20 protein-coding genes are annotated in these 20,448 nt (G+C 70.3%); 12 read left to right on the top strand and 8 right to left on the bottom strand.

Going from position 1 to position 20,448, the window contains the following annotated elements:
• The first annotated feature begins 17 nt into the window (after window positions 1–17).
• The 7 genes from ACFXOO_RS10330 (at window position 18) to ACFXOO_RS10300 (ending at window position 7,058) form a co-directional block, all read left to right on the top strand.
• Window positions 18–1,259, top strand: coding sequence for a pyridoxal-phosphate-dependent aminotransferase family protein (locus tag ACFXOO_RS10330; protein WP_378842417.1), 1,242 nt, complete (start codon window positions 18–20; stop codon window positions 1,257–1,259).
• Between the two features lie 2 nt (window positions 1,260–1,261).
• Complete coding sequence (locus tag ACFXOO_RS10325) at window positions 1,262–2,548, top strand: allantoate amidohydrolase (protein ID WP_378842419.1); 1,287 nt, start codon at window positions 1,262–1,264, stop codon at window positions 2,546–2,548.
• A 212-nt stretch (window positions 2,549–2,760) separates the two neighbouring features.
• Window positions 2,761–3,843, top strand: coding sequence for an ABC transporter substrate-binding protein (locus tag ACFXOO_RS10320; protein ID WP_378842421.1), 1,083 nt, complete (start codon window positions 2,761–2,763; stop codon window positions 3,841–3,843).
• Between the two features lie 17 nt (window positions 3,844–3,860).
• Window positions 3,861–4,697, top strand: coding sequence for an ABC transporter ATP-binding protein (locus ACFXOO_RS10315; RefSeq protein ID WP_378842423.1), 837 nt, complete (start codon window positions 3,861–3,863; stop codon window positions 4,695–4,697).
• Complete coding sequence (locus tag ACFXOO_RS10310) at window positions 4,687–5,568, top strand: ABC transporter permease (protein WP_378842425.1); 882 nt, start codon at window positions 4,687–4,689, stop codon at window positions 5,566–5,568. The genes ACFXOO_RS10315 and ACFXOO_RS10310 overlap by 11 nt, the downstream gene beginning before the upstream one ends.
• Complete coding sequence (locus tag ACFXOO_RS10305; protein ID WP_378842427.1) at window positions 5,565–6,449, top strand: ABC transporter permease; 885 nt, start codon at window positions 5,565–5,567, stop codon at window positions 6,447–6,449. The genes ACFXOO_RS10310 and ACFXOO_RS10305 overlap by 4 nt, the downstream gene beginning before the upstream one ends.
• Window positions 6,450–7,058 carry a helix-turn-helix domain-containing protein gene (locus ACFXOO_RS10300; protein ID WP_394563464.1) on the top strand — a complete coding sequence of 203 codons (609 nt, stop codon included), beginning with the start codon at window positions 6,450–6,452 and terminating at the stop codon, window positions 7,056–7,058.
• 12 nt (window positions 7,059–7,070) lie between these two features.
• Here the strand turns inward: ACFXOO_RS10300 and ACFXOO_RS10295 are convergent, their stop codons facing one another.
• The 5 genes from ACFXOO_RS10295 to ACFXOO_RS10275 all read right to left on the bottom strand — a co-directional run bounded on the left by ACFXOO_RS10295 (window position 7,071) and on the right by ACFXOO_RS10275 (window position 14,209).
• On the bottom strand, window positions 7,071–9,803 hold the full coding sequence (locus ACFXOO_RS10295; protein WP_394563463.1) for a molybdopterin-dependent oxidoreductase: 2,733 nt from the start codon (window positions 9,801–9,803) through the stop codon (window positions 7,071–7,073).
• On the bottom strand, window positions 9,800–10,645 hold the full coding sequence (locus ACFXOO_RS10290; RefSeq protein ID WP_394563462.1) for an FAD binding domain-containing protein: 846 nt from the start codon (window positions 10,643–10,645) through the stop codon (window positions 9,800–9,802). Before ACFXOO_RS10290 ends, ACFXOO_RS10295 begins: the two co-directional genes overlap by 4 nt.
• A gap of 188 nt (window positions 10,646–10,833) precedes the next feature.
• Window positions 10,834–12,192, bottom strand: a complete 1,359-nt coding sequence (locus ACFXOO_RS10285; RefSeq protein ID WP_394563461.1) for an 8-oxoguanine deaminase — start codon at window positions 12,190–12,192, stop codon at window positions 10,834–10,836.
• A 1-nt stretch (window position 12,193) separates the two neighbouring features.
• The gene (locus ACFXOO_RS10280; RefSeq protein ID WP_394563460.1) at window positions 12,194–12,985 is read right to left on the bottom strand and encodes a nucleoside phosphorylase; all 792 of its coding nucleotides are present in this window, start codon (window positions 12,983–12,985) and stop codon (window positions 12,194–12,196) included.
• A 90-nt stretch (window positions 12,986–13,075) separates the two neighbouring features.
• Window positions 13,076–14,209 carry an XdhC family protein gene (locus tag ACFXOO_RS10275; RefSeq protein WP_394563459.1) on the bottom strand — a complete coding sequence of 378 codons (1,134 nt, stop codon included), beginning with the start codon at window positions 14,207–14,209 and terminating at the stop codon, window positions 13,076–13,078.
• A 51-nt stretch (window positions 14,210–14,260) separates the two neighbouring features.
• Between ACFXOO_RS10275 and ACFXOO_RS10270 the strand changes: the two genes are divergently transcribed.
• From ACFXOO_RS10270 to ACFXOO_RS10260, 3 genes are all read left to right on the top strand, one after another.
• Window positions 14,261–14,833 carry an NTP transferase domain-containing protein gene (locus tag ACFXOO_RS10270; protein WP_378842441.1) on the top strand — a complete coding sequence of 191 codons (573 nt, stop codon included), beginning with the start codon at window positions 14,261–14,263 and terminating at the stop codon, window positions 14,831–14,833.
• Between the two features lie 73 nt (window positions 14,834–14,906).
• On the top strand, window positions 14,907–15,500 hold the full coding sequence (locus ACFXOO_RS10265) for a TetR/AcrR family transcriptional regulator (RefSeq protein WP_378842442.1): 594 nt from the start codon (window positions 14,907–14,909) through the stop codon (window positions 15,498–15,500).
• 108 nt (window positions 15,501–15,608) lie between these two features.
• Complete coding sequence (locus ACFXOO_RS10260; RefSeq protein WP_378842444.1) at window positions 15,609–16,652, top strand: medium chain dehydrogenase/reductase family protein; 1,044 nt, start codon at window positions 15,609–15,611, stop codon at window positions 16,650–16,652.
• A gap of 13 nt (window positions 16,653–16,665) precedes the next feature.
• Here the strand turns inward: ACFXOO_RS10260 and ACFXOO_RS10255 are convergent, their stop codons facing one another.
• From ACFXOO_RS10255 to purS, 3 genes are read right to left on the bottom strand one after another with little or no spacing between them, the layout of a single operon-like run.
• The gene (locus ACFXOO_RS10255; RefSeq protein WP_378842446.1) at window positions 16,666–17,595 is read right to left on the bottom strand and encodes a 2-hydroxyacid dehydrogenase; all 930 of its coding nucleotides are present in this window, start codon (window positions 17,593–17,595) and stop codon (window positions 16,666–16,668) included.
• 47 nt (window positions 17,596–17,642) lie between these two features.
• Window positions 17,643–18,350: a phosphoribosylformylglycinamidine synthase subunit PurQ gene (purQ, locus tag ACFXOO_RS10250; protein WP_378842448.1), complete on the bottom strand. Its 708-nt coding sequence runs from the start codon at window positions 18,348–18,350 to the stop codon at window positions 17,643–17,645.
• Entirely contained in the window at window positions 18,347–18,595 is a 249-nt protein-coding gene (gene purS, locus ACFXOO_RS10245) for a phosphoribosylformylglycinamidine synthase subunit PurS (protein WP_378842450.1), read from the bottom strand. Before purS ends, purQ begins: the two co-directional genes overlap by 4 nt.
• A 314-nt stretch (window positions 18,596–18,909) precedes the next feature.
• On the opposite strand from purS, the gene ACFXOO_RS10240 reads away from it, so the two are divergent.
• Both ACFXOO_RS10240 and ACFXOO_RS10235 read left to right on the top strand, forming a co-directional pair.
• Window positions 18,910–19,128: a hypothetical protein gene (locus ACFXOO_RS10240; RefSeq protein WP_394563458.1), complete on the top strand. Its 219-nt coding sequence runs from the start codon at window positions 18,910–18,912 to the stop codon at window positions 19,126–19,128.
• Between the two features lie 3 nt (window positions 19,129–19,131).
• On the top strand, window positions 19,132–20,415 hold the full coding sequence (locus tag ACFXOO_RS10235) for an ABC transporter substrate-binding protein (protein ID WP_378842454.1): 1,284 nt from the start codon (window positions 19,132–19,134) through the stop codon (window positions 20,413–20,415).
• Window positions 20,416–20,448: the final 33 nt, after the last annotated feature.

Here is a 20,448-nt window from a genome sequence, read left to right as displayed (position 1 = left end):
CCCGCGAAGGACCCTTCATGACCGACCCGCACCCTCTTCCCGGCCCGATCGACCCGCCCGCACGCCTGCTCATGGGCCCGGGGCCGATCAACGCCGACCCGCGTGTGCTGCGGGCCATGTCGGCGCAGCTCGTCGGGCAGTACGACCCGGCGATGACCGACTGCATGAATGAGACCCAGCAGCTCTATCGCGATGTCTGGGCCACCGGCAACGAAGCCACCGTGCTCGTCGACGGCACTTCCCGCGCCGGCATCGAGGCCGCCATCGTCTCGCTGGTCCGGCCCGGCGAGAAGGTGCTCGTGCCCGTGTTCGGGCGGTTCGGGCACCTGCTCGCCGAGATCGCCGAGCGGGCCATGGCCGAGGTGCACACGATCGAGGTGCCGTGGGGCCAGGTGTTCCCGACGTCCGTCGTCGAAGAGGCCATCCTGCGCGTCAAACCCACCCTTCTCGCGATGGTGCAGGGCGACACGTCCACGACCATGCTCCAGCCGCTCGAGGACATCGGTGCGATCTGCGCGAAGCACGGCGTGCTGTTCTACTCCGACGCGACGGCGTCCCTCGGCGGCAACGAGTTCGAAGCCGACGGGTGGGGGCTGGACGCGGCGACCGCCGGTCTGCAGAAGTGCCTGAACGGTCCGTCCGGTTCAGCGCCGATCACCCTCTCGCCCCGCGCCGTCGAGGTGATCCGGTCGCGCAAGAAGATCGAGGCGGGCATCCGCGAGCCCGGCGACGAGGATGCGCCCGACTTCGTCCGATCGAACTACTTCGACCTCGGCATGATCCTGGACTACTGGGGCCCTCGGCGCCTCAACCACCACACCGAGGCGACGACGATGCTCTACGGCGCGCGCGAGTGCGCGCGCATCCTGCTCGAGGAGGGCCGCGCCGAGGTCATCGAACGCCACCGTGTGCAGGGCGCCGCGATGCTGGCCGGCGTGCAGGGCCTCGGGCTGACCGTCTTCGGCGACCTCGGGCACAAGATGAGCAATGTCGTCGCGGTGGAGATCCCCTCCACCGTGGTCGGCGACGAGGTGCGCTCCTCGATGCTCCTCGATTTCGGCATCGAGATCGGCACGTCGTTCGGACCGCTGCACGGCAAGGTCTGGCGTCTGGGCACGATGGGCTACAACGCGCGCACCGACGCCGTCCTGCAGACGCTCGCGTCGTTCGAGGCCGTGCTCCGGCGTGCCGGAGCATCCGTTCCCGTCGGTGGGGGAGTGGATGCCGCAATGGACATATACGCCTCCTCCGGACGGTGATCGTGCCGACACTCCTCCGACTCACTCCCGACGACGTCGCCAGGTCGGCGCGACGCGTGATGGCGCGCTGCGACGAACTCGCTCTCGTCACCGCGGAACGCGGCCACATCGAGCGCGTCTACCTCTCACCCGAGCACGCCAGGGTGAATCGGCTGGCGGCGGAGTGGATGCGCGAGGTGGGGATGCGCACGTGGCAGGACGCCGCGGGCAACCAGGTCGGACGCTCCGGGCCCGACGACCTGCCGGCGCTGATGCTCGGCTCGCACCTCGACACCGTCCCCGATGCCGGCCGCTTCGACGGGATCGTCGGCGTGCTGATGGCGATCGAGGTGGTGCGCATGATGCGGCACGCCGCCCTCGCCGACCCGGACTGGCGGCTGCCGTTCGCGCTCGAGGTCGTCGCGTTCTCGGATGAGGAGGGCACCCGCTTCGGCAAGGCGCTGCTCGGCTCGTCGGCGGTCGCGGGCAGCTGGAACGACGAGTGGTGGGCGCTGGAGGACGGCGACGGCACGAGCCTGCGGCAGGCGTTCCTCGAGTTCGGGCTCGACCCCGGACGCGTGGGCGAAGCGGCGCGGCGGCCGGACGAGCTGATCGGCTACCTCGAGGCGCACATCGAGCAGGGACCCGAGCTCGACCGCCGTGGAGAGTCCCTCGCCGTGGTGTCGTCGATCGCGAGCGCACGCCGATTCCAGCTGGTCGTCGAGGGCGAGGCGCGCCACGCCGGCGGCACGCCCTACGACATGCGCCGCGATGCGCTCCTCGGGGCCAGCGAGGCGGCTCTCAGCGTGGAGCGCATCTGCCGCGGCGAGCACCACATCATCGGCACGGTCGGTCAGTTCGAGGCCTTCCCCGGCGCCGTCAACATCGTGCCGGGCGAAACGCGCTTCTCGCTCGACCTGCGCGGAGAGTTCGACGGCGAGCGCGACCGCGTCTGGGATCGCATCTCGCACGAGCTCGACGACATCATGGGCCGCCGCGGGCTCCGGTGGCGTGCGCACGAGGTGCACAGCGCGCCGGCGGTGCTCTGCAGCCCGCTCCTGCAGGACGTCATCCGCCAGGGCATCATGGCCACCCGTCCCGTGGGCGCGGACGACCCCGCGGTGATCTTCAGTCGAGCGGGTCACGACGGCATGGCGATCGGCGCGATCGCTGACGTCGGGATGCTCTTCCTCCGCAATCCCGACGGCATCAGCCATCACCCCGACGAGTTCGTGAGCGGCGGGGATGTCGCGGCCGGGCTCCGTGCCTTCGGCGAGGCCGTGCTGCACCTGGCTCACGAGTCGCGCTGAGCCGCGGCATCCGCTCGCTCGTCGTCGCCCGCGGGCCCCGACATATGTAACGACGCCGAAACACCACCGCCAGTGTTCGTGAAATCTACATCGCATAGCGTCGGCATCATCGCGTCTCGCCGAGTCCCACAGGCGCGCGACTCCATCCACCCGATGCACCATCCGCATTCCGTCACACGGCATGCCCCACTTCGCCCCTGGAGACACCGCACATGACATTCCTTTCCTCTCGCCGCGCATCGCGCGTCGTCGCCGCCCTCGCCGGTGCCGCCGTCGCGGCGGTCGCCCTCGCCGGGTGCGCATCCGGCGCGTCGAGCACGCCCGCATCGTCGTCGTCCGACGGTGCCGCCGCCGGACTCGGCGACCTCAAGGTGCAGCTCAGCTGGATCAAGAACGAAGAGTTCTCCGGCGAGTTCTTCGCCGACTCGAAGGGCTACTACACCGACGCCGGCCTCGGCACGGTCACCCTGACGCCCGGTCCGTCGACCGGCGCCGCCGAGCTCATCTCGGGGAGCGCCGATGTCGCGCTGTCGGATGCCGTCTCGATCGGCTCCGTCGTGTCGTCGGAGGGCGCGCCGCTGAAGATCATCGGCACGACGTACCAGAAGAACCCGTTCACGGTGCTCTCGCTCAAGGCCGGCGGCGACATCGCCACCGCGCAGGACCTCATCGGCAAGAAGATCGGCGTCCAGGACTCCAACACCGCCCTCTTCAAGGCGCTGCTCGCCGCGAACGACATCGACGAGTCCGAAGTCACCATCGTCCCCGTGCAGTACGACCCGGCGCCGCTCATCAACGGCGAGGTCGACGGATTCATCGCCTACCTCACGAACGAGGCGATCACCGTCGCCGCGTCGGGTGTCGAGACGACGAACCTGCCTTTCGCCGACAACGGCCTGCCGTTCGTCGCCGAGACGGTCACCACGACCGACGACATGATCAAGAACAAGCCCGACGTGCTCAAGGCGTTCCTGAAGGCCGAGATCCAGGGCTGGACCGACGCGGTCAACGACCCGGAGGCGGGCGCCAAGCTGGCCGTCGAGACCTACGGCAAGGACCTCGACCTGAACCTCGAGAACTCGATCGCCGGCGCCAAGGAGCAGGCCGAGAAGCTCGTCGTCTCGGACGAGACCGCCGAGAACGGACTCTTCACGATCTCGGACGACCTCCAGGCCGCGACGATCAAGAGCCTCAAGGGCGCGGGCATCACGCTCGAGGCCTCCGACCTCTTCGACATGTCGCTGCTGACGGCGGTCTACGAGGAGAACCCCGACCTGATCGCCTACAAGAAGTAAGAGGAGCCGCAGACATCATGACGCAACCCGGTGTGATCACCGGAGTCTCCACCGGTGCCCAGGGCGAAGCCCTGGGCACCGGCCTGCAGATCTCCGGGCTCAACAAGGTCTTCACGTCCGGCCGCAAGAGTGTGGTCGCTCTGCAGGACGCGAACCTCCACACCGAGCAGGGGTCCTTCCTCGCCCTGCTCGGACCGTCCGGTTGCGGCAAGTCGACCATCCTGCGGATCCTCGCGGGCCTCGAGGGCGCCACCAGCGGGACCACCAGGGTCGACGGCAAGAGCCCGAAGGAGCTCCGCAAGGAGAACAAGCTCGGCATCGCCTTCCAGGATTCCGCGCTGCTGCCGTGGCGGAGTGTGCTCACGAACATCCGTCTGCCTTTCGAGATCGCCGGCAAGACCGTCGACAAGGGGTACGTCAACGACATGATCTCGCTCGTCGGCCTGAAGGGGTTCGAGAAGGCGAAGCCCGCGCAGCTCTCGGGCGGCATGCGGCAGCGCGTGTCGATCGCCCGATCGCTCATCCTCAAGCCCGAGGTGCTCCTGTTCGACGAGCCGTTCGGCGCGCTCGACGACATGACGCGGCAGAAGCTGAACCTCGAGCTGCTGCGCATCTGGACCGAGAAGCCGGCGACCACGCTCCTGGTGACCCACGGCATCTCGGAGGCGATCTTCCTCTCGGACTACGTCGCGGTGATGAGCCCGCGTCCCGGGCGGGTCAAGGAGGTCATGAAGATCGACCTCCCGCGTCCGCGGACGCCCGAGATGATGCGCACCCCCGAGTTCCATGCCTACGTCGACCAGGCGTCAGAGCTGCTCTTCGGCGCCGGGGGCGCTGCCGCCGATGACCACTGAGACCGCCCCGGCGAGCCGGGCGACGGGAACGGGACCCACCGAGCCGCCGCCCAAGACGGGCACGATCCACTGGGAGGACGTCAAGCTTCCCGCGTGGGCGACCGGTGTGATCGGCGGGGTCGTCCTGATCCTGCTGTGGTGGATCCTCGCCGCGACCGTCTTCGCCAACGTCGGCCCGTCGGGTGCGCAGGCCATCCCGACGCCGTTCCAAGTCGTGATCGCATTCGGCGAGGCCGGGTGGGACTACTTCGCCCGCAACTTCTCGGTCACGCTCGCCGAGGCCGGCATCGGCTACCTGTGGGGCAACGGACTCGCCCTTGTGCTCGCTGCGCTCGTCCTGGTGGTGCCGCGGCTGGAGGGCCTCGCGATGCAGCTCGCGATCATCACGTACTGCGTGCCGATCGTCGCGATCGGGATGCTGGCGGTCATCGTGATCGCGCCGCCGACGGCCGGGCAGCCGAGCGGCACCGCCGTGCTGCTCGCCTCGCTGTCGGTCTTCTTCACGACGGTCGTCGGCGCCCTGCTGGGCCTCAAGTCCGCCGACACGTCGAGCCTCGACCTGATCACGGTGTACGGCGGATCGAAGTTCACCCAGCTGATCAAGGTGCGCCTGATCGCCGCTCTCCCCGCCATCCTGAACGCTCTGCAGATCGCCGTACCCGCCGCCTTCCTGGGCGCCGTGCTCGGCGAGTTCTTCGGCAAGATCGAGTCGGGCGTGGGCCTGGCGATGACCCTCGCCCAGCAGAACTCGAACGGGCCGCTGGTCTGGGCCCTCGCCCTCTCCAGCGGCGCCGTCGCCCTTCTCGGCTTCACACTCGTCGGAATCGTCGCGCGGCTCATCGCGCCCTGGTCGAAGGGGAGCGCCTCATGACCACGCTCACCGCTGCAAGCGAGATCCAGCTGGCCTCGCCCGCTGTAGCCGACCTCACCCGTGATGTCCGCCGCGCGGCGACGCGGAACGTCCTGCGGGCTCTCGGCTGGAGCCTGCTGACCTTCCTGCTCACCCTCGTGGCCGTCGTCGCGCTGTGGGTCGGCATCCTCTGGGTCTTCCAGATCTCGCCGCTGATCGCCAAGGGCCCCGTCGACGTCTGGAACTACTTCTTCACCGTGCCCGCGGCCGAGACCAACCGCGCGCTCATCATGGGCAACCTCGGAGTCACGCTCGGCCACTCGGTGATCGGCTTCATCTCCGGGCTCGTGGTCGCGATCGTCGGGGCGATGATCTTCCAGCTGAACAAGGGCGTCGAGCACGCACTGATGCCGGTCGCGATGCTGCTGCGGTCGGTTCCGCTGATCGCCATGGCGCCCGTGATCATCATGATCTTCGGGCGCGACATCTGGACGGTCGCGGTCATCGGCGGCATCGTCGTGCTCTTCCCGGCGCTCGTGAACATCTCGTTCGGCCTCCGCTCGGCGTCGGCGCAGATGAACGACCTCGTCGACGTCTACGGCGGCGGCGCCTGGACGAAGCTCAACAAGGTCGCGATGCCCTCGTCGCTGCCCGCGTTCTTCGCCGCCGTCCGCATCTCGGTTCCCGGCGCGATCACCGGAGCGCTCCTGGCCGAGTGGCTCGCCGTCGGTGGCGGCATCGGCGGCTCGATCGGTGGATTCGTGCCACAGGCGCAGTTCACCGCCCTGTGGGCCTCCGTCGTCGCGGTGACCGCGGTCTCGCTCATCCTCTACAACGTCATCCAGATCGTGGAGGACGTCGTGCTCGCTCGTATGGGGATGCACTCGCAGAAGGGCGTGTAGGTGCCCTCCATCGCCGCACCCGGCGCCCGTCGGGTGGACGGCGACGAGCACGGGACGGATGCTGCGGCCCGGCGTCTGGGCGCCCACATCCGCCGCCTCCGCCAGGCGCGCAGGCTCACGCTCGTGCGGCTCGCGTCGGCCACCGAGCTCTCCCACCCGTTCCTGAGTCAGCTCGAGCGCGGTCTCGCGCAGCCGAGCCTCGCGTCGCTGCGGCGCATCGCCGTGGCGCTCGGAACGAGCCCGATCGAACTCATCGCCGCCGCGGATGCCCCGGCATCCGGCGGCCCTGCCGTGGAGGTGCACCGCCGAGGCGACGGCGCGCTGTCGGCCGATTTCGCCGTGGGGACGGCGCGGATGCTCGCGGGAGCGCGGCGGCCGTTCCACCCGATGGAGTACCACGCCGAGAACGTCGACCCCGGCGACAGCTTCGCGCACGATGAGGACGAGTTCGTCTACGTGCTGTCAGGGTCGGTGTGCATGGAGGTCGACGGGGCGGTCTCGGTGCTGTCGCCCTCGGACTCGGCCTACTACGCCGGCGGGGTGGCGCACCGGTGGTGGTCACAGGACGGCCGGCCGTACCGGCTGCTCGTCGTGAAGCAGAGGCCCTGACGCGCTCCGGGCTCAGCCCTGCATCAGGCGCCACACCCGGTCGCGCGAGAACGGCTGCTCGAACGGTCGCCGCCCGAGGGCACGCGCGATCGCGTTCCCGATCGCCGGCGCGACCGGGTTGTAGGGCGATTCGCTCATCGACTTCGCACCGAACGGACCGAGGTCGTCGCTCGTGTCGGCGAAGTACACCTCGGTCGCGGGGACGTCGGCGAACTGCGGCACGCGGTACTGCCGGAACATCGGGTTCACGACGGTTCCGGCATCCATCATGACCTCTTCGTAGAGCGCGCTCCCGATGCCCTGCGCGGCACCGCCCTCGATCTGACCGATGCACTGCGCCGGATTCATGACGAAGCCGGCATCGGCCGACTGCACCGACTGCAGGATGCGCACGGTGCCGGTCGCGGCGTCGACGGCCACCCGCACCGCATGCACGTTGAATGCGATCGACCGCAGATCGCCGAATTCGCTCCCGGTCGCGACGAGCCCGTGCTCGGAACGCTCGGCCTCGGGTGCGGCCGCGACGATGCGCGCGAAGTCGACGACGCCGTTCGGGGTGTGCACGCCGTCCTCCTCGAGACGGCACGCGGATTCCTCCGCCCCCGTGATCTCGGCGGCGATGCGACGCATCCTCGCCTCCAGCGCGAGCGATGCCGCGTGCAGTGCCTTGCCCGCCACCGTGATGCCGGCCGACGCGAACGCTCCGGTGTCGTGGGCCACGGCATCCGTGTCGGAACTGCGCAGCCGCAGCCGATCGAACCCCGCCCGCAGCACGGTGGCCGCGATCTGGCGGTGCACCGTCGATGTGCCGTTGCCGAACTCGGCCGTCCCCACCGAGAGCACGTACACACCGTCGGGGCGGAGGGTGACCGACGTGTGCGCGATGTGCCCGCGAGGCGCCATCGTGGCGATCATGGCGACGGCCATCCCCTCGCCGACCTGCCAGCCGGCGGGGGCCGCGACGCCGTTGCCGGTCCGCAGCGCGGACTCTGCGAGATCGAGGCACTGATCGAGCCCGTAACTGCCCCAGACCAGGTCCTCCTCGTACTTGTCGTCCTCCTCATGCAGGGGGTCGCCCTCGCGGACGGCGTTGAGGCGACGGAGCGCGAACGGGTCGATGTCGAGCCGCTCGGCGAGCATGTCCATCGCCGACTCCACCCCGAGGATCACCTGACCGAGGCCGTACCCCCGGAAGGCGCCCGACGGCACGTTGTTCGTGTAGACGGCCTCGGCGTCGATCCACTTCGTCGGCGCTCGATACAGCGTGATCGACTCCGCGCAGCCGTGGAACAGCACGCCGATCGCGTGGTTGCCGTAGGCGCCGGTGTCGCTCAGCACATCGACCTTCATCGCCGTGAGCTCGCCCTTGCGGGTGGCCCCGAGCGTCACCGACACCCGCATGGGGTGGCGCACCGACGCGCGCCGGAACTCGTCGGCCCGCGAGAATTCATAGGACACCGGACGGCCCGTGCGCAGCACGGCGAGGGCGACGAGGTCTTCGGTGAAGATCTCCTGCTTGCCCCCGAAGCCGCCGCCGACGCGTGGCGCGAAGACGCGGACGCGGTCTGCGGGGAGGTCGAAGATGCGCGCGATCTCGTCGCGCGTGAGGAACGGCACCTGCGTGCTGGAGCGGATCACGAGGCGCCCGTCGTCGTCGAGCCAGCCGAGCGATCCGTGCGTCTCGAGCTGCGCGTGCGAGACGCGTGACGTCTGCCATGTGCCCGTCACGGTGACCTCGCTCGCCGCCAGCGCCGCGTGGATGTCGCCGCCGAATCCGTCGTGCAGGGCCGCGACGACGTTGCGCTCGGACGCGGCGACCCGGTCGTCGGGGGTGCGGTCGGGGTGCACGAGCGGGGCGCCGGCGCTGCGGGCCTCCTCGGGGTCGAACACCGCCGGGAGCACGTCGTACGAGACCCGGATGAGCCGGCACGCCTCTTCCGCCACGGCCGCGGTCTCGGCCACGACCGCGGCGACGCGCTGGCCGACGAAGCGCACCACCTCGTCGAGCATGCGCGTGTCGTCGGGGTCGTCCTCGCGGTGCTCGTGGCGAGCCGTCGAGTAGCGGCCACCCGGCACGTCCTCGTGGGTGTACACGGCGACGACTCCGGGCAGCGCCCGTGCCGCCGACGTGTCGATCGACGCGATGCGGGCGTGCGGATGCGGTGAGCCCAGCACCCGCAGCGTCAGTGTTCCCGGAATCGACGTGTCGAAGGTGTACGGCTCGAGGCCCTGGACCACGCGGCGGGCGGCCTCGGGCGAGACCGAGCGGCCGACGACGGGGTCGACCTCGCCCCGCCCCGTCGTCCGCACCGGCCCGAGCACGGACTCCTCGATCGCGGCGCGGATGGGGCGGTAGCCGGTGCAGCGGCACAGGCTGCCCTTCATGCGCCGGTCGAGGTCGGGTAGATCGGCCGCCGTGAGCGTCGAGGCGGTGACGCTCATGCCGGCGGTGCAGAAGCCGCACTGGAAGCCGAAGTGCTCGATGAGCTTCTCCTGCACCGGGTGCAGAGTGTCGTCCGGGGCGAGCCCCGACGCCGTCGTGACCGACGACCCCTCCGCGCGCACGGCGGGCACGATGCACGAATGCACCGGCTGCCCGTCGAGCAGAACGGTGCACGCGCCGCAGTCGCCCGCGTCGCAGCCCTTCTTCACCTCGTGATGGCCGTGCTCCCGCAGCAGGGTGCGCAGGCACTGCCCCGCCCGCGGGTCAGTGTCGAGGGTCTCGCCGTTGACATCGAGTCTCATGCCACCGCCTCCGATGCGGTCGTGACCGGCGGCACCAGCTCGCCCCGGATCCGCTCCGCCAGCACGATGCTCACCCCACGCCGCCAATCCGCCGAGCCGAGGGGGTCGGTGTAGTAGTCGGGCGCTGCGGCGACGGCATCGGCAAGGGTCGCGGCATCCGGAACCGCCTCGAACCGGAAGACGGTCGGTGTGAGGGTCGCCGCCGAGACCGTGAAGACGGCGCCGCCGTCCTCGTCGACGCGTCCCGTGACGACGGCGCCGGAGCGACCGAGCTCGGCGAGGGCGATCTTCCGCAGGATCAAGCGGGATCGCAGGGCGGCCGCCGGCAGTTCGACGGCACGGACGACTTCGCCGTGGGCGAGCGAGTGCGTGCCGTTGCCCGTCATCAGGTCGGCGACCGGCATGCGGCGATCGGTGCCGTCGGGTCTCCAGATCCAGGCGACGCCGTCGAGCGCGGCGGCGTACGAGACGAGCGCGCCGGCCGAGTAGGCGCGGCCCAGGTTGCCCCCGACGGTGGCGGTGTTCCAGATCTTGAACGAGGCGTGCAGGGCGTTCGCGGCGTCGGGGATGACCGATGCCGCGGTCCACCCCGCCGGCACCTCCGCGCTCTCCGCCCAGGCGACGAGCCGGGCGATCGTGCACGTGGCGCCGATGCGGAGCCCGTGAGCGGTGACCTCGATGTCGGGCCATCCCATCGTGGTCAGGTCGACGAACCCGGTCGTGCCGACCTGGGGCTCGCTCATCAGCCAGGTGCCGCCGGCGAGATAGACCTCTCCGGGGCCGAGCGCGAGGTCGGCGCGGCTGCGCGCGGTGCGGTAGCTCGTCACGGTCTCGACGTCCACAGCACCTCCTCCGGTCGGCTCGGGTCAGTCAATCAAACCCCGGTTTCACGGGTGTTTCGCCGTTATGCGGCGACGGGCGTCCTCATCTTCTGCACACGTCCTCCGGCAGGGCGCCGGTGGCCCGGATTCCTGCGGCCGATCCCGCCGGGGCTATCGGCTCTGCAGAAGTTCGGGACGGACGAGCCGCGTCAGAGGCGCTCGGCGAGCTCGCGAGAGGCGGCGGCGACCTCGGCCGCGACGACCTGCGCCTCGACCGTGACAAGGGTGCCGTCCTCGACGATCGCGCGCCCGCCGACGTACAGACGGCGCAGCGGAGGCATCGCGCCGAGCCCGAGGGCGGCGACCGGGTCGAGGATGCCGGCGTGCTCGACGCCGTCGACCCGCCAGACGGCGATGTCGGCGAGTTTGCCGGGCTCGAGCGAGCCGATCTCCGCCTCGCGACCCAGGACGCGCGCACCGCCCATGGTCGCGATGCGCAGGCCCGTCCGCACCGAGAACGAGTCGGCGCCGGTGCGGAGGCGACCCATGAGCACGGCTTCGCGGATCTCGATGCCGAGCTGCCCCGACTCGTTCGACGCCGACCCGTCCACGCCCAGCCCGACGGGCACCCCTGCCCTCAGCATGTCGCGCACCGGTGCGATGCCCGAGGCCAGTCGGGCGTTCGACGAGGGGCAGTGGGCGACGCCTGTGCCGGTCGCGGCGTAGCGGGCGATGGCGGTGTCATCGAGGTGCACGCAGTGCGCCATCCACACGTCCGGCCCGAGCCAGCCGAGCGACTCGAGGTACTCGGTGGGCGAGGAGCCGAAACGTTCCAGGCAGTAGGCGTCCTCCTCGACGGTCTCGGACGCATGGGTGTGCAGGCGCACCCCGAGCGACCGGGCGAGCGGCGCTGATTCGCGCAGCAGATCGGCGGTGACCGAGAACGGCGAGCACGGGGCGATCGCCACGTGCACCATCGATCCGAACGCCGGGTCGTGCCACCGCTCCACGGCTTCCTGCGACGCGGCCAACGCGGCATCCGTCGTCTCGACCGCGAAATCCGGCGGCAATCCGCCCTGGGAGGCGCCGAGGTCCATCGAGCCGCGCGTCGCGTGCAGCCGCACCCCGACCCGCGAGCCCGCCGCGACGATCGCTCCGACGATGTCGCCCGACCCCTTCGGGAAGATGTAGTGGTGGTCGCCGACGGTGGTGCACCCCGAGCGGGCGAGCACCGCCATCCCGCCTGCCGCGCCGATGCCGGTCAGGCGCGCGTCGATCTGCGACCACAGCGGGTACAGCGCCGTGAGCCAGTCGAAGAGGATCGCGTCCTGCGCGTACCCGCGGGTGAGCCACTGGTAGAGGTGGTGGTGGGTGTTGATGAGACCGGGGGTGACGAGGCATCCGGTGCCGTCCACGATGTCGGCTCCCGCCCGCAGTTCTGCAGGCGCCGGGCCGTTCCCGACGGCCGAGATCACGCCGTCCTCGAAGATCACGTGACCGGACGCATGCTCCGTCCCGGCGGCGTCGACGGTGGCGACATAGGCGTTCTCGATGATGGTCCGTGTCATGTCACAGCTCCAGCTCGACGGCGGTCTCGAGGGCGGCCTCGATGCTGCGCATCCACCCGTCCTTCAGCGCGCCGTTCTTCTCGTCGTACAGGGAGGCGCCCGCCACGAGGTTGCTCGAACAGGCGCACACCATCCCGGCGCGGAGCCCGCGGAGGCGGGCGACGACGAAGAGAGCGGATGCCTCCATCTCGACGTTCAAGATGCCCATGCGGTGCAGCTGATCGATCCACTCCGGTGTTTCGGCGTAGAACGCGTCGTCGCTCACGCTGATACCGGAGAACGAGCGGGTGCCGGCGTCCTCGGCGATGCGCGCGGAGTGGCGGGCGAGTGCCAGGGTGAGCTCGATGTCGGGGACTGCGGGGAAGCCGACGGGGACGTACGCGGAGGTGGTGCCGTCGTTGCGGTAGCTTCCCTCGCTCACGAGCAGGTCACCGGGCTCGATCCGGGGCTGGAGTCCGGCCGAGCTGCCGACACGGATGAACGACGTCACACCCACGCGGGCGAGCTCTTCGACGGCGATCGCAGTCGACGGACAGCCCATGCCGGTGGAGGTGGCGGTGATGTGGCGGCCCTTGTACCAGCCGGTCATCGTGCGATGCTCGCGGTTGTGCGCCACCTCTCGAACATCGGTGAGGAACTCGGCGACGAACGGCACGCGGAACGGGTCGCCGGGCAGCAGGGCGACGGATGAGACCTCCCCGGGGGCGACGGCGATGTGGAACTGCCGTTCACCGATGCCGACCTGGGACTTGTCGACGGGGGCAGGGGCGGGCGCGGATGCGGGTGAAGACATCGATGACCTCCGGGACGGTGCTGAGACGACGGATATCGCCGCAGTCCCCGCCCTGACCGCTGATCGCGGACCGACGGGGGTCGCGCAGGATCATGGTGATGGGACACGCAGTGCCGTGACGCTATCAGGCAGACATTGCGCCACTGTTACAGCCGCACCGGCCCCGGTACCCGATTCCGATCGGTGGATCGGACCCGACATCGTCCTCAACGGCACGCCCGAGCCGCCGTGTCGGGCCGCGACGATCTCCGCCAGCGCGGCGATCGCGCTCTCCTGCACGGTGGCACCGCCGAGATCGAGTCCGAGCGGGGAATGCAGGCGTTCCAACTCACCGTCGGTGAGGCCCGCGGCCCGCAGGAGTGCCGCACGTCGTGCGACGGTGCGGCGGGCGCCCATCGCGCCGACGAACGCGACGGGCAGGCGCAGCGCGACCTCGAGCGCGGGTACGTCGAGGCGTTCATCGTGGGTGAGCACGCACACCGCCGTCCTCGCGTCGACCTCGGTCGTCGCGAGGTACTCGTGGGGCAGCGCGACGACGAGCTCGGTCGCCTCCGGGAATCGATCGGGCGTCACCAGCAGCTCCCATGCGTCGCACACCGTCACCGCGAAGCCGGAGGCCGCGCCGATCCGACAGAGAGCGGCGGCGTGCTCGCCGGCTCCCAGAACGATGAGCCTCGGGCGTGGAGCGCGCGAGAGGGCGAGGATCGCGGCATCCGGAGCGAACGCCAGCAGTCGGGTGTCGGCCACCGTCTCGGCGAGTGCGAGCGCGTCCGCCACCTCGAGGTCGCCGCTCTCGCGGAGTGACCGGGGTGTGCAGAGCAGGCCCGCCGAGGGGCCCCGGGTGATCAGCCCGACGGTCGTCGGACGCCCGGCGGACGCCCGTTCGAGCAGGGCGACCACTTCGTCATCGTCCGGTGCGACCACCCACGCGACCACATCGACGGCGCCGCCGCAGGCGAGGCCCGCGGCGTGCGCCGTCTCGTCGGAGAAGCCGAAACTCGCCGTCTGCGCCCGACCGGACCGCAGTGCCTGCACGGCCAGGGCGACGGCATCGCCTTCGACGCAGCCGCCCGATATCGCCCCGATCACCTCGCGCGTCTCGGTCACGGCCATCGACGAGCCCACGCCGCGCGGGGCGCTGCGGGCGACGCGGGTCACCGTCACGATGGCGACGCGTTCCCCGGCCCGCAGTCGCGGCAGGATCGCCTCGGCCAGTTCGAGCATGGTGACAACGCTAATGCGCTCGTGTTACCCGGGCGCTACGCTGACGTGACCATGGCGCCCCCTCGCATCCGCGGACTCGTGCTCGCCGCGGGGGCCGGCGTCAGATTCGGCGGGCCGAAGGCGCTCGCCTGCTCCGACAGCGGGAGTTCCTGGCTGGAGATCGCGACCCGGATGCTGCGATCCGGCGGCTGCGCGGACGTCCTCATCGCTCTCGGCGCCGGTGCCGACGAGGCGCGGTCCCTCGTCCCGTCGGACGCGTCGATCCTGATCGTGGAGGACTGGGCCGAGGGGCTGGGCGCGACGCTGCGCGCGGGCTTGGTCAAGGCAGCACGCGGCGTGGACGCCGTGGTGGTCACCCCGGTCGACACCCCCGACGCCCCGCCGCGCGCGGTGTCCCGTGTGATCGCAGCGGCAGCGGAGGAGGGCCGCGTGCGGGTCGGCCTGGTGCAGGCCGTCTATGGGGGACGGCCGGGGCATCCGGTGCTGATCGGCGCGGATCGGGTGCCCGAGCTCATCGGCGAGCTGCACGGCGATCGCGGTGCCCGCGCGGCGATGAGCGCACGCGGGGTCGTCGAGGTGGAGTGCGCCGATCTCTGGTCGGGCGCAGACGTCGACCACCGCTGACGGAACGTCGTTCGCGGTGGGTGATCTGCAGCGCGCCTTGACATCGGTGAATAGTTACTGTTCACTCAGTCACATGAGTGCATCACCCACCGTGGCCGGCCGGAGCAGGCGGTCGAGCGTCCGCTCCACGGCGGACGAGCAGCGCGTGCGCATCATCGCCTGCGCGGTGGACACGTTCGCACGCGCCGGCTATCGGGCCACACCGGTCGCCGATGTCGCTGACGCCGCGAAGGTGTCCACGGCCTACGTGTTCCGGCTGTTCGACGGGAAGCTCGGGCTTTTCGTAGCCGCCGTCGACGACTGCTACGACCGTGTAACGGCGGCGCTGATCGCCGGGGCGGAGGCCGTCGAAGATCCCGGCGCGCATGCAGCGGCCAGGCTCGACGCGATGTCGGACGCCTACGTGGCGCTCATCCGCGATCAGAGCCTCATCGCGCTCCAGGTGCACGCCCAGAGCGCGTGCGACGTGCCCGAGATCCGCGACGCCGTCCGTCGGGGGATCGGTCGCATCGTCACCGCGGTGACGCGCGAGACCGGGGCGGATGCGGCATCCGTCCAGCGGTTCCTCGCCTACGGCCAGCTGTGCCACCTCATCGTCCAGGCGGGGATCGGCGATGTCGACGCCGCCTGGGCACGGATCGTCGACAACGGTATCGATCACCTCTGAGCCGACACCGAGCCCTCCCCGGATCCACCTCGAGCCCGCGCCCATCGCGGGATTCTTTTTCCCCAACGAAGTGACTGTTCAGTCACTCACAAATGAACGGAGCATCTCATGAACACACCAGCACCCGCCCGCGAGACCGTGCGCGTCGTCCTCCCCGGGGTCGTCGCGCCGTCGGGGCTCGAAGTGACGACCGCACCGATACCCGCGCCCGGCGCCGGGCAGCTTCTCGTCGAGCTCGAGGCGACGGGTATCTCCTTCGCCGAGCAGATGATGCGGCGCGGCCGCTACTACGGGCAGCCGGCCTTCCCGTTCACACCGGGGTACGACCTCGTGGGGCGCGTGGTCGACGTCGGCCCGGGAGCGGACGAAGCGATGCGGGGACGACGGGTGGCCACGATGACCAAGACCGGTGCATGGGCGGGTCATGTCGTGGTCGAGGGCCGCGACAGCGTTCTCGTCCCGGAGGGGATCGCGCCCGAGGACGCCGAGACCGTCGTGGTGAACGGGGTGACCGCGTGGCAGATGCTGCACCGGATCGCGCACGTGCGACCCGGGCAGACGATCCTCGTGTTCGGAGCGAACGGCGGTGTCGGCGGCATCCTCATCCAGCTCGCGCACCACCACGGTGTGCGCATCATCGGCGCGGCCTCGCCTCGTCATCACGACGCGCTGCGCGCCGGCGGGGTGATCCCGGTCGACTACGCCGATCCCCGGCTCGCCGATCGTGTGCGCGAGATCGCGCCCGGCGGAGTGGACGCGGTCTTCGACAACATCGGCGGCGACATGACGCGCACCGCCTGGAAGCTGCTGGCGCCGGGTGGAGTCCTCGTGACCTACTCGATCATCAGTGCACTGAGCGACGGCGGCGCCATGTGGGTCCCGTTCACGAAGGCGATCGGGCAGGCCCTGTGGTGGAGCGTGCTCCCCAACGGCAGGAAGGCGACGTTCTACAACCTGTGGGCGGGTCACCGGACGCGTCCGGCGCGATTCCGCCGGCACCTCGAGGAGGACCTCGGACAAGTGTTCGCACTGCTGCGTGACGGCGTCCTCACCGCGAACATCGCCGCCCGCTACCCGCTGAGCGAGATCGTCGCCGCGATGGAGCTCGCCGAGTCGAGGACGCTGAACGGAAAGGTGATCCTGGTGCCGTGAGCCGGCCGGCGCCTCAGTGGCGCTTGTCGATGACGATGTTCAACGGGGGCTCGCCCGCGACCAGCCGCTCGATCTGGGTGCGGACCAGCTTCGCGATGCGCGGACGCATCGCGCTGGTGGCGCCGCCGACGTGGGGAGCGATGAGCACACCGGGAAGCGCCCACAGCGGGTGGTCCTCGGGGAGCGGTTCGGGGTCCGTGACATCGAGTGCGGCGCGGATGCGACCCCGGCGAACGTGATCGACGAGGGCGTCCGTGTCGATGAGGGGTCCGCGCCCGACGTTCACCACGAGTGCGCCGTCGGGAAGCGCCGCGAGCGCAGCGTCATCGATGATGTGGCGCGTCTCTTCGCCGCCCGGCAGGCTGGCGATGACGACGTCGGTCGCGCCGAGCAGCGCGGGCAGCTCATCGATCGCGTGCACGGCGACCCCGTGCTCGACCCGCGCCCGACTCGCGACCGCGGTGATCTTCACCTCGAAGCCGGCCAGACGTGCCGCGATCGCTTTTCCGACACCGCCGTAGCCGAGCAGCAGCACCCGCCGGTCGGCAAGACTGTCGGCGAAGTCCTGTGCCCAGCGGTGCTCGTCCTGGGCGCGGACGTAGGCGGGAAGATGGCGCTGCGCCGCCAGGGCGAGCGCGACGGCGAGTTCCGCCGTCGAGGTCTCGTGGACGCTCGTCGCGTTCGCGAAGGCGAGGCCGTCGGGCAGCAGGTCGGCGATGCCCTCGTAGCCGATGGACTGACCCTGCACGAACCCGACCTCGACGCCCTCGAGCAGCGGGAAGACCTTGCCCATGCTCATGTAGGGCGGCACGACGATGTCGATGCGGTCGCGCGGGGCCGCAGCATCCATCGACCAGACCACGACGTCGACGTCCGCAGCGATCGGCTGCAGGTCGTCGGCGAGTTCGGCGGTGGGCACGGTCACGACGTAGCGGGAGGTCACCCGTTCACGCTACCCGCAGGCGGAGGGGTTCCCTCGCCCGGGATCGGTCAGGCGGCGGAGGAGACGAGCGACGCGATCGCAGACGTGAAGAACGCGATCCCGTCGGTGCCCGAGCGCATGGCCGCGGTCGTGTCGGGACCGAAACCCTCTTCCACCGCATGCTCGGGGTGCGGCATGAGACCGACCACGTTGCCGCGCTCGTTCGTGAGTCCGGCGATGTCGTCCAGCGAACCGTTCGGATTGACGCCCAGGTAGCGGAAGGCGACGAGACCCTCGCCGTTGATGCGCTCGAGGGTCGCGGCATCCGCGATGTATCCGCCGTCGGCGTTCTTGAGGGGGATGACGATCTCCTGCCCCTCCTCGAAATGCGACGTCCAGGCCGTCGACGCGTTCTCGACGCGCAGGCGCTGGTCGCGACGGATGAACTGCTGCGAGGCGTTGCGGATGAGTCCGCCGGGCAGGAGGTGAGCCTCGACGAGCATCTGGAAGCCGTTGCAGATGCCGAGCACGGGCATGCCCGCGTCGGCGGCGGTCCGAACCTCGTTCATGATGGGCGCGAGCGCGGCGATCGCCCCGGCGCGCAGGTAGTCGCCGTAGCTGAAGCCCCCGGGCAGCACGAGAGCGTCGACACCTTCGAGGTCGTGGGAGCCGTGCCAGAGCGCCACCGGTTCGCCGCCGGCCACGCGGATCGCCCGCTGCGCGTCACGGTCGTCGAGAGAGCCGGGGAAGGTGATGACCCCGACGCGTGCGGTCACGCCACGACCTCGACGCCGACCACGTCTTCAATCACGGCGTTCGAGAGGATCTCGTCGGCGATCTCCCGCGCCTTGGCGAGCACGTCTTCGCCGACCTCGCCCTCGACGGTGAGCTCGAAGCGCTTCCCGATGCGGACGCTAGTGAACTCCTCGATCCCGAGCCGTGCGAGAGCGCCGGCGACGGCCTTCCCCTGCGGGTCTAGAAGCTCGGCCTTGGGCATGACGTCGACGACGATGGTGGGCATTGAGCAGCTCCGGATGTCGCGGGCAGGGGTCCACCCCAGTCTACGGCTCCGCCTCCGCGGCCGCCGAGCACCCGGCGCGTGGCCGGCCTCCCCGTCTCGGTCGGTCGGCCCGGCTTCGCGGCGCACGCACCGCCCGGGGGGACGCGAACGCCGTGACCGGATCGTTATCACATCATGGGAGCGCTCTCTTGACGTCGTGGGAGCGCTCCCGTAACGTTCTGACCGTTCGGTGAGAGCGCTCCCACGGAATCCGGACCGACAAGAGACGTCGGCCTGACGGAGGGGGAGCGGGCTCGTTCACTTTCGACCCTTCCGTGCGGGCGCAGGCCCTGGACGGGGCCGATCCGCACCCGTACGACCACACCCGCACGACCGAAGAGCAGCACCACGGCACGACCCACCACCGCACGACCACCAGCACCACCCACACCAGCACCACCCACACCAGCAACACCCACACCAGCAACACCCACACCAGCAACACCCACACCAGCAACACCCACACCAGCAACACCCACACCACAAAGGAGTGACACGTGAATTCACGCGCACTGCGGCGTACCGCGATCATCACGGCCGCCGCGTCCATCTCCGCCCTCGTCCTGGCGGGCTGCTCCACGGGCGGTGGCGGCGCTGCCGCCAGCGCCGACCCGAACGAGAAGGTCACCCTCACGGTGGCCACGTTCAACGACTTCGGGTACACCGACGAGCTGTTCCAGGAGTACATGGACTCGCACCCGAACGTGACGATCGTCCACAACAAGGCCGCGACGTCCAACGACGCCCGCGCCAACTACTTCCAGAAGCTCGGCAAGACCGGCCTCGCCGACATCGAGGCGATCGAGGTCGACTGGCTGCCCGAGGTCATGCAGTACTCCGACCTGCTGGCACCGGTGCCCGCCGATCTCAAGGACCGCTGGCTCGACTGGAAGACGGCCGCCGCCACCGACCCCGCCGGCAACCTGATCGGCTACGGCACCGACATCGGACCCGAGGGCGTCTGCTACCGGTCCGACCTCTTCGCCGCAGCCGGGCTGCCGACCGACCGCGAGTCGGTCGCCGCTCTGCTCGAGGGTGACTGGTCGAAATACTTCGAGGTCGGCGCGCAGTACACGGCCGCCACCGGCAAGGCGTTCTTCGACTCCGCCGGCGGCACCTACCAGGGCATGATCAATCAGGTCGACGCGGCCTACGAAGACCCGGACTCCGGCGACATCACGGCGACCACCAACCCCGACGTCAAGGACATCTACACCCAGGTGCTCGACGCCAGCAAGACGCAGTCCGCGCACCTCGCCCAGTGGTCGGACGACTGGAACGCGGGCCTGGCGAACGGCGCCTTCGCCACGATGCTCTGCCCCGGCTGGATGCTCGGTGTCATCTCGGGCAACGCCAAGGACGTCACCACGTGGGACATCGCCAACGTGTTCCCCGGCGGCGGCGGCAACTGGGGCGGTTCGTACCTGACCGTCCCGGGCAACGGCGCGCACGTCGCGGCGGCTCAGGAGCTGGCCGACTGGCTGACCGCTCCCGAGCAGCAGATCAAGGCGTTCTCGTCGGCGGGCACCTTCCCCAGCCAGAACGACGCCCTCACCGACTCGACGCTGCTCGACGCGACGAACGAGTTCTTCAACAACGCCCCGGTCGGCCAGATCCTCACGGACCGCGCCAACGCCGTGACGGTGTCGCCGTTCAAGGGCGAGTTCTACTTCCAGATCAACGATGCGATGCAGAAGGCCCTGACGCGCGTCGAAGACGGAACGCAGGACGCGACCACCTCGTGGGACCAGTGGTCCTCTGAGGTCGACGCCCTCAAGTAGCAGGTGCGGATGCCGCGGCCACCCTGGTGGCCG

The sequence above is a fragment of the Microbacterium sp. P03 genome (assembly GCF_043556235.1).
In the GTDB taxonomy this organism is placed as follows: Bacteria; Actinomycetota; Actinomycetes; order Actinomycetales; family Microbacteriaceae; genus Microbacterium.
The sequence above is the reverse complement of the archived record's forward strand: the minus strand, read 5'-3'. Positions and strand labels throughout refer to the sequence as shown.

Bases quoted from the DNA above. Each gene is read 5' to 3' on its own strand.
- ACFXOO_RS10330 (WP_378842417.1), top strand. From the start codon at position 18: ATGACCGACCCGCACCCTCTTCCCGGCCCGATCGACCCGCCCGCACGC.
- ACFXOO_RS10320 (WP_378842421.1), top strand. From the start codon at position 2,761: ATGACATTCCTTTCCTCTCGCCGCGCATCGCGCGTCGTCGCCGCCCTC.
- ACFXOO_RS10315 (WP_378842423.1), top strand. From the start codon at position 3,861: ATGACGCAACCCGGTGTGATCACCGGAGTCTCCACCGGTGCCCAGGGC.
- ACFXOO_RS10310 (WP_378842425.1), top strand. From the start codon at position 4,687: ATGACCACTGAGACCGCCCCGGCGAGCCGGGCGACGGGAACGGGACCC.
- ACFXOO_RS10305 (WP_378842427.1), top strand. From the start codon at position 5,565: ATGACCACGCTCACCGCTGCAAGCGAGATCCAGCTGGCCTCGCCCGCT.
- ACFXOO_RS10295 (WP_394563463.1), bottom strand. From the start codon at position 9,803: ATGAGACTCGATGTCAACGGCGAGACCCTCGACACTGACCCGCGGGCG.
- ACFXOO_RS10285 (WP_394563461.1), bottom strand. From the start codon at position 12,192: ATGACACGGACCATCATCGAGAACGCCTATGTCGCCACCGTCGACGCC.
- ACFXOO_RS10280 (WP_394563460.1), bottom strand. From the start codon at position 12,985: ATGTCTTCACCCGCATCCGCGCCCGCCCCTGCCCCCGTCGACAAGTCC.
- ACFXOO_RS10275 (WP_394563459.1), bottom strand. From the start codon at position 14,209: ATGCTCGAACTGGCCGAGGCGATCCTGCCGCGACTGCGGGCCGGGGAA.
- ACFXOO_RS10270 (WP_378842441.1), top strand. From the start codon at position 14,261: ATGGCGCCCCCTCGCATCCGCGGACTCGTGCTCGCCGCGGGGGCCGGC.
- ACFXOO_RS10265 (WP_378842442.1), top strand. From the start codon at position 14,907: ATGAGTGCATCACCCACCGTGGCCGGCCGGAGCAGGCGGTCGAGCGTC.
- ACFXOO_RS10260 (WP_378842444.1), top strand. From the start codon at position 15,609: ATGAACACACCAGCACCCGCCCGCGAGACCGTGCGCGTCGTCCTCCCC.
- purS (WP_378842450.1), bottom strand. From the start codon at position 18,595: ATGCCCACCATCGTCGTCGACGTCATGCCCAAGGCCGAGCTTCTAGAC.